We start from the raw sequence: 12,307 nt of genomic DNA on the forward strand, positions 1-12,307 counted from the left end.
CACTCCGTGGAGTACGTCCTGGCTGGTCGAGACGGTGCCCTCGCACGGCGTGTGAGCTGCACCACTGCTACCGGATTCTAACGTTAGCATTTCGCGGAAGGCTACCCTTGATCCCGACAGGACTTACCGGCCCGGGCGGAGCACGCGGCCCGGGGCGAGCACGACGGAGAGGACGAGGGTGGCGAAGAGGGTCGGGGTCAAGGAGGTGGCCGAGCACGCCGGGGTGTCCTGGAAGACGGTCTCCAACGTCATGAACAACCGCCCCGTCGTGCGGCCCGAGACGCGGGCCCGGGTGCTCCGGGCCGTCGAGGAGCTCGGGTACACGCCCAACCTCATCGGCCGCCAGCTGCGGCAGGGGTCGACCCGCACCATCGCCCTGGTCGTGCCCGACCTGCGCAACCCGTACTTCGCGCGGCTCGCCCAGACGCTCCAGGAGGCGGCGCGGCCGCGCGGCTACACCGTCTCGATCGAGCTGTCGGGCGGCGAGATCGAGGCCGAGCAGCACTACCTGCACGGCCGGCACGGCCGGTTGTTCGACGGGCTGATCTTCTCCCCGTCCGCGGTCACCATCGACGCCATGGCCCGCCGCACGGACCCCACGCCGCTGGTCCTGCTCGGGGAGCGGGTCGCCACCGCGCGGATCCCGCACGTCGCGATCGACAACGTGGCCTCCAGCGTGGACCTCGTGCGGCACCTCATCGACGGCGGCCGCCGTCGCATCGGCTTCCTCGGGGCGGAGGCCGTCGGCGGCACGTCCACGGGCAGCCAGCGCTTCGAGGGGTACCGTGCCGCGCTGCGCTTCGCGGGGCTGCCCCTGTCCGACGACCTCGTCGCGGCGGCGGACTCGTGGCAGCGGGAGGACGGGCACCGGCTCGCCCAGCAGGTCCTGCGCAGGTCCCCGGAGGTCGACGCCCTCGTCTGTGCCAACGACCTGCTGACCGTCGGCGCCCTCTCCGCCGCCCGGGACCTGGGCCGGAGGGTGCCGGACGACCTGGCCCTGGTCGGCTGGGACGACATCGACGAGGTCCGCTACGCCATGCCCCCTCTGACCTCCGTGGCCCCGGACCTGGACGCCCTGGCCGAGGCGGCCCTCGCCGCCGTGCTCGGCGAGCGGGAGGAGGGGCGGGTCGTGATCGACCACCGGGTCGTCGCACGGGAGTCCTCGCGTCCGGTCCGCGCACCCGGGGGCTGAACCCTCCCCCGCCCCCCCGGCGCGCGGCGACATGTGCTGTTTCCAAATTCTAACGTTGCAATGTTCGGGTCCGTCCGGTTGACTGGACGGCACTGCCACCTGCCCCACTGGAGGACCCACCATGACGACCACCGCCTTCGAACCCCTGCCGTCCGGTGCGGCCGGCATCCCCCGGCCCGAGCACCCGCGCCCCCAGTTCGTGCGCGAGCAGTGGCTGAACCTCAACGGGACGTGGGACTTCGAGATCGACCGCAGCGACTCCGGCATCGACCGCGGCCTGCTCGAGCGGCCCCTGGCCGCGACCATCACGGTGCCGTTCGCACCCGAGTCCGCGCTCTCCGGCGTCGGCGACGCCGACTTCCTGGACGCCGTGTGGTACCGCCGCAGGATCACCGTCCCGGCCGAGTGGCAGGGGCTGCGCCCCGTCCTGCACTTCGGGGCCGTGGACCACGACGCCACGGTGTGGGCCGACGGGGTGGAGGTCGCCCGGCACCGCGGCGGCTTCACCCCGTTCTCCGCGGACCTCTCCGGCGTGGCCGGGCCCGGGGACGAGGTGGAGATCACCGTGCGCGCCCGCGACCTGCACGGCGAGGTGCAGGCCAGGGGGAAGCAGGCCACCTGGTACGCGAACACCCACTGCCAGTACACCCGGACGACGGGCATCTGGCAGACGGTCTGGCTCGAGGGCGTGCCGCCCGTGGCGCTCACCCGACTGCAGGTCACCCCGAACGTGGCCGCCCGGACCCTCACCGTCGTGGCGCCCCTCACCCGCAACGTGGCCGCAGGCGCCCTGCGCGTGCGCCTGAGCACCCCCGAGGGCCGGCCGGTCGTGGAGGAGACCGTGGCCACCGGTTACGACCTCGCGCCGAGCCTCGTGCTGCGCGTCCCCGAGGAGGACGTGCGGCTGTGGGACGTCGGCGACCCGCAGCTGTACGGGCTGGAGGTCGCCCTGCTGTCCGAGGCGGACGGCCCGGAGCTCGACCGGGTGCGCAGCTACACCGCCCTGCGCTCCGTAAGCATCGAGGGCAACTCGTTCCGGCTCAACGGCCGCCGGGTCTTCCAGCGACTGGTCCTCGACCAGGGATACTGGCCCGAGTCGCTGATGACGGCGCCGAGCGACCAGGCCCTCGTCGACGACATCGAGCTGTCGCTGGCCGCGGGGTTCAACGGCGCCCGCCTGCACCAGAAGGTCTTCGAGGAGCGCTTCCTCTACCACGCGGATCTGCGCGGCTACCTGGTCTGGGCCGAGTTCGGCGACTGGGGGGTCTCCGGCCAGGGACCCGTGGGGCACAACCAGAAGCCCGACGCCTCCTTCGTGGCGCAGTGGATGGAGGCGGTGCGCCGCGACGTCAACCACCCGTCGATCGTGGGCTGGTGCCCGCTCAACGAGACCCACCAGGTGCTCCACGACCGGATCACCGTGCTCGACGACGTCACCCGGGCCATGTTCCTGGCGACCAAGCTGGCCGACCCGTCGCGGCCGGTCGTCGACGCCTCGGGGTACTCCCACCGGGTGCCCGAGACCGACGTCTACGACTCCCACTCCTACGAGCAGGACCCGGAGGCCTTCCGGCGGGAGCAGGCCGGGCTGGCCGAGGGTCGCCCGTTCGTGAACCGCTCCCGCGACCTGGGGGACATCGGCCTGCCGCACGGCGGCCGGGAGTTATCCGTGCCGTACGCGGGGCAGCCGTTCTTCGTCTCCGAGTACGGCGGCATCTGGTGGAACGCCCGTGAGGCCGCCGAGGCCGAGGCCCGGCGCGCGGACCGGGAGGCGGTCGGCAACGACCAGGCGGACTCGTGGGGCTACGGCGACCGGGTGCGCTCCGAGGAGGAGTTCTACACCCGCTTCGAGGGCCTGACCGACGTCCTGCTGGACCACCCCGACATGTTCGGCTACTGCTACACCCAGCTCACCGACGTCTTCCAGGAGAAGAACGGGATCTACGGCTTCGACCGTGGCGGCAAGTTCGACGTCGAACGGCTGCGCCGTGCGCAGCAGCGTCCGGCCGCCTACGAGCAGCGGACGGACTGAGCGCGCCTCGGCGCACGCGCCCGGGCCCGGTCGTCGAGGACGACCGGGCCCGGGCGCACCGGCAGGCCCTGCTCTCCCGTCGTCGGCCCTGCTCCTGCTCTCCTGTCGTCGGCCCCGCTCTTCCATGGCCGGCCCCGCCCCGCCGTCACCGGCTCCGCTCCCCCGTCGTCGGCCGGGACGCCCGCGCCCGGCCCGGACCGTCAGGACGCGGCTCCCGGTGTGCCGACCTCGCCGCGGCGCCGGCGTCCGCGCTGCGGTTCACGCTCCCGGGGCGGACGGGACGCCGGCCCCGGCGACGGGGTCCAGCCCTTCGGCGAAACGGGACAGCAGCCCGCCCAGCAGCGCCACGTCCGCCGGGTCCCAGTCCTCCAGCTGACCGGCCAGCCAGGAGAGGCGCGCGGCCACGGCGCGCTCGCGCAGGGCGGACCCGGCGGTGGTCAGCTCCAGGGCGGTGCGCCGGGCGCTGACCGCGGACGGGGCGCGGCGCAGCAGACCGGCCGCCTCGGCGCGGTCCACGAGCCGGCTGGCGGTCGAGGCCGTGACGTCGGCGAGCCGGGCCACGTCGCCGACGGTCACCTCACGGCCCTCGGCCGCCCCCCGGGCGCAGGCCTCCACCACCAGCAGGCTGGACATCTCCACCGGGGTGGCGCCGTCCTCGACGACGCGGGTGCGCGAGGCGCTCCACAGCCGGCGCAGACGGATCAGGGCGTCGTCGAGGACGGACAGATCGGCGCTCATATGTGTACTATACACATGAGAGTTGAGCCGTTCTGATGCCCGGCCGACGCGGTGCCCCGGCACCAGGAGGACGTCGCGCACGGGCCCACGGATCCGGCGCACGGCCACCACGGCCACGGAGGAGGGCAGCATGAACGTCACCGTGCTCGGGGCGTCCGGACGGACCGGGCGGCTGCTGGTGCAGGAGCTCCTGCGGCGTGGTCACCGTGTGACCGCGCTGGTCCGCGAGCCGTCCCGGGCCCCGGAGGACACGCGGGTGGTCGCCGGGGACAGCAGGGACGGCGAGGCGCTGCGCGCCGCCCTCGCCGGAGTCGACGCCGTGGTCTCGGCGCTGGGGCCCAGCGGGAAGGACGCGGACCTGCACCGGCAGACCGTGGCGCAGCTGGTGCCCGCCCTGCGCGCGGCCGGAGTGAGCCGCTACGTCGGGGTCAGCGGCGCCGGTGTCACCGCGGCCGGTGACCGCAAAAGCGTCCGGGACCGGGTGATCTCGGCCGCCATGGGCTGGTTCGCCCCGTCGATGGTGGCCGACAAGGCCGCGGAGCTGGCCGCGTGGCAGGACTCCGGTGCGGAGTGGACGCTGGTGCGACCGCCGCGGCTGCTGGAGGGGGCCCCCACCGGCCGGGTGGAGCACGATGCGCACGTGTCCACGCGTTCCACGGGCATGCGCCGGGCCGATCTGGCGGTCTTCCTCGCCGACGTCCTCGACCAGGGCCTCTACATCCGGCAGGCCCCGTTCGCGGCCACGGCCGGCCGGGGCTCCTGACCCGGCACGGCAGGACGTCCTGATCAGGCACGAGCGGATGCCCCGGCCCGGCACGGCCGGGGATCCGGCTCGGCCCCGCCCGGGCAGTCAGCCGGTCCGCAGACCCGGCTCAGCCGGCGCGGCGGACTCAGAACGCGCGGAGCTCCCAGTCCAGCGTGTGCTCGGTCCCCGGGGCGAGCACCACGAGGTCCTGGCCCGAGTTGAAGGCGTCGGGCGGGCAGTCCATCGGCTCGACCGCCAGCCCGCTGCGCGGCGCCCCCACGAGGTGGTCGCCGGTGTGGATCTGCACCCAGGCGGCGCGGGGGTCCCAGCCGAGCAGCGCGCCGTGTCCGTCCGGGGCGGTGAGGCGGACCGTGCACCGCCCGTCGTGCGGGACCACGCCGGTGAACGCGTTGTCGACGAAGGCGCCCCGCAGCGGACGCCCCGCCCGGAAGTCGAAGGCGCCTCCCGCCGTGTCCTCCAGACCGGTCGGCAGCAGCCGGTCGGGGGAGACCTGCAGCATGCTCGACGCGTCGAGCTCGAGGACCCAGTCGTCCACGTCCCCGGCACCGGCCACGACGTAGGGGTGCGAGCAGCACCCGAAGGGCGCGTCGGCCTCCCCCTCGTTCCGGGCCCGGATCCCCACCCGCAGGCCGTCCTCACCGAGCGTGTAGCGCACCTCCACCCGCACGGCGAAGGGGTACCCGGGGTCCGCGCCCAGTCGGAGGGCGAGCACCACGTCCGTCGAGCTGCTGGAGACCACCTCCCACTCGCGGTCGAAGACCAGCCCGTGCAGGGCCGTCCTGCGCTCGGGCTCCGTGACGGGGACCTCGAGCCGGCGGTCGCCGAAGCGGTACCGGCCGTCGGCCAGGCGGTTCGGCCACGGGGCGCACACGACGCCCCGGAAGTCCTCGGTCGTGGTGCCCGGCTCCCGGGCCACCACCAGGGCCCTGCCGTCGTGCTCGAGCGCGCACAGCGCGGCCCCGAGGGTGTCGACGAGTGCGGTGTAGCCGCCGGCGGCGAGCGGGAACGACGTCACGGGGTCCTCCTGGAGGGTGGGGCCGCTCGCGGCGGCCGCGAGGACGGTGGGGCGACCGGGACGGCGGTCCGGGCCGGGGGCGGGGAGCCGCTCCTGCGCCGGGGGCGGCGGAAGGGCGTACCGGATCGACGGTATCAGCGCGGTGCCGCCGGTGGCGCAGCGCACACGCCACGGGCGCGCAGGTCCTCCGCGGCGGCCGCGGCGCGCTGCGCCCGGAGGGCCTCAGCCGGCCGCCGCCCCCAGCTCCAGGTCCAGGGCGTGGCGCTCCACGTGGTCCAGGGCCAGGCGCACCGCCCCCACCGAGACGACCGCGTCCCCGAGCACGGAGACGGCGACCCGCGGGGGCGTGGCGGTGAACCGCGGCAGCTGTTGGTCGATGCCCTCCAGCAGGACGGCGGAGGACTCGGCCACGGCCCCGGCGATGACCACCAGCTCGGGGTCGAGGAGCGTGCCCAGCAGGCCGATGACCCGTGCGAGGCGCTCGGCCAGCCGGTCGAGGATCCGCCGGGCCACGTCGTCCCCGGCGGCCGCCGCGCGGAAGACGTCGCGGGCCTCCACCGTTCCGGCGGGCCCGGCCAGGTTCCGCAGCGCGGTGGCCGGCGCGCCCGGCAGCAGCGCCTCGGCGCCCCAGGCCCGGCACAGCGCCGCGATGCCGTCCGGGCTGCCGACGCCCTGCACCAGGGCCAGGCCGCCGAGCTCGCCCGCCGCGCCGGAGCGGCCGTGCAGCAGGCGGCCGGCCTCCATCACCCCGGTGCCGATCCGCTCCCCGGCCAGCATGACCACGAGGTCGTCCACCCCGGCGGCGGCACCGCACCAGCGCTCGGCCATCGCGGCGAGGTTGGCGTCGTTGGCCAGCAGGGTGGGCCAGCCGCGGCGCTCCTGCAGCCGGCGCTCGAAGCCGAGGTCGAAGGCCGCCCAGAACGGCTGGCCGTGGGAGATCCTGCCGCGGCGGTCCACCGGCGCGGCGATCCCCACGGCGGCGGCCAGGACCGCGTCCGGGGCCACGGCGGCGTCCGCGAGCGCGCCGTCGACGGCGGCGTCCACGGTGCCCAGGCGCCGCGCCGGGGCCGGGTCGGCGAAGACGCGGGTCGCCCGGCCCAGGACGCGGCCCCGGAGGTCGGCCACCACGGCGGTGGTCCTGGCCTCGCCGACGTCCACGCCGACGACGAAGCCCGCCCGGTCGTCGAACCGGAACCGCCGCGCGGGCCGGCCCACCTGCGCCCCGGAGGTCCCCTCGACCTCCTGGATCCAGCCTCGGTCCAGCAGGTCGTCGCACACGGCGATCACCGTGGTGCGAACCAGGCCGGTGGCGGCCATCAGCTCGGTGACGGTGACCACGCCGGCGTCGCGCAGGACCTGCAGGACCGCGCCCATGTTGGTCCGCCGCAGCAGCTGCGGAGATGTTCCGGCACGGCTCACTCGATCCCCCTTGACGCTCGTCGGATGTGATCCGCATAATAGTCCAAGCAATAAATCTAAGTCATAAATATATTCCCGGAAGACCCGGTCGGCGACCACCGCGGGTCGCCACCGCAGGAGATCCGCATGCGCACCAGGTCCCGCCCGTCCTCCCGGCCCGCCGCCCCGCCGTCAGCGGGCCCGAGGTGACGGCCTCCGCGACCGCCCGCCGGTCGCTGCTCCGCCGGACGGGCCTCGCCGCGTGCGCACTGCTGCTGACGGGCTGCTCCGCGGGCGAGGCGCAGCAGCCCACCACCATCACGTTCTTCCAGTTCAAGGGCGAGGCCGTGGCCTATTTCGAGGAGCTCGCCCGGCAGTTCGAGGCGCAGAACCCGGACGTGCGCGTGGTCGTGGACAACGTCCCCGACCCGGAGACCGCCCTGCGTACCCGTCTGGTGAAGGAGGACGTGCCGGACGTGCTGACCCTCAACGCCAACGGGACCTTCGGCGAGCTGGCCTCGGCGGGCGTGTTCGCCGACTTCGCGGGCTCCGCGGCGCTGGAGGACGTCAACCCGGCCTACGCCGAGATCGTCCAGGAGCTCGGTGCGGGCTCCGAAGGGGCGGTGAACGGCGTCCCCTTCGCGGCCAACGCCGCCGGCGTGCTCTACAACGAGGAGCTCTTCGCCGAGCACGGCGTCGCCGTGCCGCAGACGTGGGACGAGCTGATCGCCGCGGCGCGGACTTTCGAGGACCGCGGCGTCACCCCCTTCTACGGGACGCTCGCCGACGCGTGGACCGGCCAGGCGCCGCTGGCACCGATCGTCCCACAGACCACCCCCGAGGACTTCTGGGAGCAGCGCTTCGCCGGCGAGACGACCTTCCAGGAGGAGTGGCCGGAGGCCGCCGGGAAGCTCGCGGAGCTGTTCGAGCACACCCAGCCGGACCCGGTGGCCACCGGCTACGAGGACGGCACCGCCGCCTTCGCCCGGGGCGAGTCGGCGATGCTGCTGCTGGGCAACTACGCGGTGCCCCAGATCCGCTCGTTCGAGCCCGGCTTCACCATCGGCAGCTTCGCCCTGCCCGCCACGAACGACCCGGCGCAGACCGTCCTGGTCTCCGGCGTGGACGTGGTGATCACCGCCGGCGCGGACACCGAGCACCCCGAGGAGGTCCGGCGCTTCGTCGAGTTCCTCATGCAGCCCGAGGTCGTCCAGGACTACGCCGAGGAGCAGACGGCCGTGCCGACCCTCGAGGGCCTGTCCAACGACGACCCCGCCCTGACCGGGATCCAGCCCTACATCGACCAGGAGCGCATCGTGGGATTCTTCGACCACCAGTTCATCCCCGCCGTCCCCCTGGGTCCGCTGCTGCAGCAGTACCTCATCGACGGGGACCGAGAGGCGTTCCTGGCGTCCCTCGACGAGAGCTGGGACGAGGTCGCCACCCGGCGCAGCTGGGGCCTGGGAGCGGTGGAGTCCCGATGAGCGCCACGACCCGCCCGACCACCGCCCGCCGGCCCCGGAACCGCCGCACGGGTCCCGGGCGTGCCTACTACTGGATGGTGCTCCCCGCACTGGCGCTCTTCCTGCTCTTCCACACCGCCCCGGTGCTGCAGGGGGTCTTCTACAGCTTCACCGACTCCCCCGGCTACGGCGACTGGGACTTCGTCGGGCTGTCCAACTACGCCGCGCTGTTCGGCGACGAGAGGGTGCGCGCCGCCTACTGGTTCACCTTCCGGTTCGCCCTCGTGGCCACGGTCCTGGTCAACGTCCTCGCCCTGGCCCTGGCCGTGGGCCTCAACGGGAGGATCAGGTTCAAGAACACCCTGCGCGGGGTCTACTTCGTGCCGAACGTGCTCGCGGTGCTGGTCATCGGCTACGTGTTCAACTACCTGTTCACCAACTCGCTGCCGAGCATCGGCGCCGCCCTGGGCATCGACCGTCTCTCGACGTCCCTGCTGGCCGACCCCGAGCTCGCGTGGGTCGGGATCGTCGTCCTGGCCGTGTGGCAGGCGGTCGCGTTCAACATCATCATCTACCTCGCCGGCCTCCAGACCGTGCCGGCCGAGCTCTACGAGGCCGCCGCCATCGACGGCGCGGGTCCGTGGAGGCGGTTCTGGTCCATCACGTTCCCCATGATCGCGGCGTTCTTCACGCTGAACATGGTGCTGTCGCTGAAGAACTTCCTCCAGGTCTTCGACCACATCATCGCCATGACCGGCGGCGGACCGGGCACCGCCACGGAGTCCGTCTCCGTGCTCATCTACAAGGGCGGCTTCCAGGGCGGGGAGTACGGCTACCAGATCGCCAACGCCGTGGTGTTCATGGTGGTGCTGGTGGTCTTCGCCGTCGTCCAGCTCCGAGTCCTCCGCCGCGAAGAGGTGTCCGCCTGATGTCCTCCACCCACGTCGCCGCCCCGCCCAGCGGCACCGCCGCCCCACCCTCGGGCCGCCGCCCCGCGCCCCGCCCGACGACGGCGCACCGGCGCCCGGGTCAACTGGTGGCTCACCGCACTGCTGGTCGTGCTGGCCCTGACCGTCCTCGTGCCGCTGTACTTCACGGTGGTCACCGCCCTGAAGACCCCCGACCAGCTGGGCGGCAGAGGCTTCGCGCTCCCGACCGAGGTCCGGTGGGCCAACTTCGCCGACGCCTGGACGCTGACGGACTTCCCCCGGGCAGCGCTCAACAGCGCGGTCATCACGGTGTCGGCCGTGGCCCTGACCCTGCTGACGAACTCGATGGTGGCCTACGCGATCGCCCGGAACATGCACCGGCGCCTCTTCAAGGGCCTGTTCTTCTACTTCGTCTCCGCGCTCTTCGTGCCCTTCCCCATCCTGATGCTCCCCGTGGCCAAGCAGACCGCGCAGCTGGGCCTGGACAACCCGGCCGGGCTGGTCCTGCTGTACGTCGTCTACGGCCTGTCCTTCAACATCTTCATCTTCACCGCCTACATCCGCTCCATCCCCCTCGAGCTCGAGGAGGCGGCCCGGATGGACGGCGCCGGCACGTGGGGCGTCTTCTGGCGGGTGATCTTCCCCCTGCTCACGCCCATGAACGCCACCGTCGGGATCCTGACCTGCCTGTGGGCGTGGAACGACTTCCTGCTCCCGCTCATCATCGTCTCCGACCCCGGGCAGGCGACCCTGCCGCTCGTGCAGTACGTTTTCCAGTCCCAGTTCCAGACCAACTACACCGTCGCGTTCGCGTCCTACCTCATGGCGATGGCACCACTGCTCGTGGTGTACGTCCTCGCCCAGCGGTGGGTCATCTCCGGCGTGACCCGAGGAGCCGTCAAATGACCACCAGCCCCCAGCAGCACGACCTCGCCACTGCCCCGGCCCCCGCGTGGTGGACCGACACCGTGGTGTACCAGATCTACCCCCGCTCGTTCGCCGACTCGAACGGCGACGGGATCGGCGACCTGGGCGGGATCCTCGCCCACCTGGACCACCTCGAGGCGCTGGGGGTGGGCGTGATCTGGCTGTCGCCGATCTACCGCTCCCCGCAGGACGACAACGGCTACGACATCAGCGACTACCAGGACGTCGACCCGTCCTTCGGCACGCTCGAGGAGTTCGACGAGCTGCTCGAGGCCGTGCACGCCCGCGGCATGAAGCTCGTGATGGACCTCGTGGTCAACCACACCTCCGACGAGCACCCCTGGTTCGTGGAGTCCCGCTCCTCCCCCGACTCCCCCAAGCGGGACTGGTACTGGTGGCGCACGCCCCGCCGCGGCATGGAGGCGGGGGCGCCCGGGGCGGAGCCGACCAACTGGCAGAGCATCTTCTCCGGGCCCGCCTGGGAGCTCGACGAGCCTCCGGCGAGTACTACCTGCACCTGTTCTCGGCCAAGCAGCCGGACCTCAACTGGGAGAACCCCGAGGTGCGCCGGGCCGTGCACGCCATGATGCGCTGGTGGCTGGACCGCGGGGTGGACGGTTTCCGGATGGACGTGATCAACATGATCAGCAAGGACGTCGCCGCCGACGGGCACCTGCACGACGGGCCGCCCGTCGGGGGGACGCCCTACGGCGACGGCTCGGCGTCCTACACCAACGGGCCGCGCATCCACGAGTTCCTCCAGGAGATGCACCGGGAGGTCTTCGCCGGCCGGGACGCCCAGCTGCTGACCGTGGGCGAGATGCCCGGCGTCACGGTGGAGGAGGCGGTGCTGTTCACCGACCCGGCCCGGGCCGAGGTGGACATGGTCTTCCAGTTCGAGCACGTCAACCTCGACCACGGCCCCGGCGGCAAGTTCGACCCGAAGCCGCTGCGCCTGACCGATCTGAAGGCCTCCCTGGGCCGGTGGCAGGAGGGCCTGGAGGAGGTGGGCTGGAACTCCCTGTACTGGAACAACCACGACCAGCCCCGGGTGGTCTCCCGCTTCGGCGACGACTCCCCGGAGCACCGGGTGGCCTCCGCCACGTGCCTGGCCACGCTGCTGCACCTGCACCGCGGCACGCCCTACGTCTACCAGGGCGAGGAGCTGGGCATGACCAACGCCGACTTCGGCTCGATCGAGGACTTCCGGGACATCGAGTCGGTCAACCACTACCGGCACGCCGTGGCCGCCGGGGCGGACCCCGCCGCCGTGCTGGAGGGCCTGCGCTGGACGGGCCGGGACAACGCCCGCACCCCGGTGCAGTGGAGCGCCGGGGAGCACGCCGGGTTCACCACCGGCACCCCGTGGATCCCGGTCAACCCGAACCACGACGTGGTCAACGCCGACGCCGCCCGGGCGGATCCGGGCTCCGTGTTCCACCACTACCGCCGGCTCATCGAGCTGCGCCGCACCGAGCCGGCGGTGGCCCTGGGCGACTTCACGATGCTGGTCCCGGAGCACGAGCAGGTCTACGCCTTCACCCGGCGGCTGGGCGACGTCGAGCTGCTCGTGCTGGCCAACGTCTCGGGCGAGGAGCTGCGCGCCGACCTCCCGGACGCCGCCGCATGGGCCGGCACCGAGGTGCTGCTCGGCAACCGGGGCGGCAGCGCCGCTCCGGCGGACGTCACCGTCCTGGCCCCCTGGGAGGCGCGCGTGCACCGGCGGGTCCACGGCGCGGCCGGACAGGACTGACGGAACGGGTCCGGAGCCGGGTCGCCCGTCCTGTCCGCGGCCGGCGCGTCCCGCGGCCCCGGCGGCCCCTACACGGGTGGGGCCGCCGGGACCG

Annotated in this window: 9 protein-coding genes and 1 pseudogene; 7 read left to right on the forward strand and 3 right to left on the reverse strand. The window is 73.3% G+C overall.

Annotated features, from left to right (window positions below; all coding sequences use genetic code 11):
• Positions 1-178: 178 nt before the first annotated feature.
• Both BJF77_RS14730 and BJF77_RS14735 read left to right on the forward strand, forming a co-directional pair.
• Positions 179-1,192 carry a LacI family DNA-binding transcriptional regulator gene (locus tag BJF77_RS14730; protein WP_075872622.1) on the forward strand — a complete coding sequence of 338 codons (1,014 nt, stop codon included), beginning with the start codon at positions 179-181 and terminating at the stop codon, positions 1,190-1,192.
• Positions 1,193-1,313: 121 nt separating this feature from the next.
• Entirely contained in the window at positions 1,314-3,224 is a 1,911-nt protein-coding gene (locus tag BJF77_RS14735) for a glycoside hydrolase family 2 protein (RefSeq protein ID WP_075872623.1), read from the forward strand.
• Positions 3,225-3,482: 258 nt separating this feature from the next.
• On the opposite strand, the gene BJF77_RS14740 is transcribed toward BJF77_RS14735, so the two are convergent.
• Entirely contained in the window at positions 3,483-4,094 is a 612-nt protein-coding gene (locus BJF77_RS14740; RefSeq protein WP_083665183.1) for a MarR family winged helix-turn-helix transcriptional regulator, read from the reverse strand.
• On the opposite strand from BJF77_RS14740, the gene BJF77_RS14745 reads away from it, so the two are divergent.
• Positions 4,093-4,725, forward strand: a complete 633-nt coding sequence (locus BJF77_RS14745; protein ID WP_047803086.1) for an NAD(P)-dependent oxidoreductase — start codon at positions 4,093-4,095, stop codon at positions 4,723-4,725. The genes BJF77_RS14740 and BJF77_RS14745 overlap by 2 nt on opposite strands.
• A 127-nt stretch (positions 4,726-4,852) precedes the next feature.
• Here the strand turns inward: BJF77_RS14745 and BJF77_RS14750 are convergent, their stop codons facing one another.
• Positions 4,853-5,743 (reverse strand): aldose 1-epimerase family protein, encoded by an 891-nt coding sequence (locus BJF77_RS14750; RefSeq protein ID WP_075872665.1) that lies wholly within the window; start codon positions 5,741-5,743, stop codon positions 4,853-4,855.
• A gap of 222 nt (positions 5,744-5,965) precedes the next feature.
• Positions 5,966-7,162 (reverse strand): ROK family transcriptional regulator, encoded by a 1,197-nt coding sequence (locus tag BJF77_RS14755; protein ID WP_255396288.1) that lies wholly within the window; start codon positions 7,160-7,162, stop codon positions 5,966-5,968.
• Positions 7,163-7,347: 185 nt separating this feature from the next.
• Between BJF77_RS14755 and BJF77_RS14760 the strand changes: the two genes are divergently transcribed.
• From BJF77_RS14760 to BJF77_RS14775, 4 genes and pseudogenes are all read left to right on the forward strand, one after another.
• On the forward strand, positions 7,348-8,625 hold the full coding sequence (locus BJF77_RS14760; RefSeq protein ID WP_047803083.1) for an ABC transporter substrate-binding protein: 1,278 nt from the start codon (positions 7,348-7,350) through the stop codon (positions 8,623-8,625).
• Complete coding sequence (locus tag BJF77_RS14765; RefSeq protein ID WP_082157328.1) at positions 8,622-9,533, forward strand: carbohydrate ABC transporter permease; 912 nt, start codon at positions 8,622-8,624, stop codon at positions 9,531-9,533. The genes BJF77_RS14760 and BJF77_RS14765 overlap by 4 nt, the downstream gene beginning before the upstream one ends.
• A 120-nt stretch (positions 9,534-9,653) precedes the next feature.
• Positions 9,654-10,439 carry a carbohydrate ABC transporter permease gene (locus BJF77_RS14770; protein ID WP_075872626.1) on the forward strand — a complete coding sequence of 262 codons (786 nt, stop codon included), beginning with the start codon at positions 9,654-9,656 and terminating at the stop codon, positions 10,437-10,439.
• A pseudogene (locus tag BJF77_RS14775) lies at positions 10,436-12,213 on the forward strand (alpha-glucosidase). Before BJF77_RS14770 ends, BJF77_RS14775 begins: the two are co-directional and overlap by 4 nt.
• The last annotated feature ends 94 nt before the right edge of the window (positions 12,214-12,307 follow it).

The organism is Kocuria sp. CNJ-770 (assembly GCF_001942375.1).
GTDB classification, from domain to species: Bacteria; Actinomycetota; Actinomycetes; order Actinomycetales; family Micrococcaceae; genus Kocuria; species Kocuria oceani.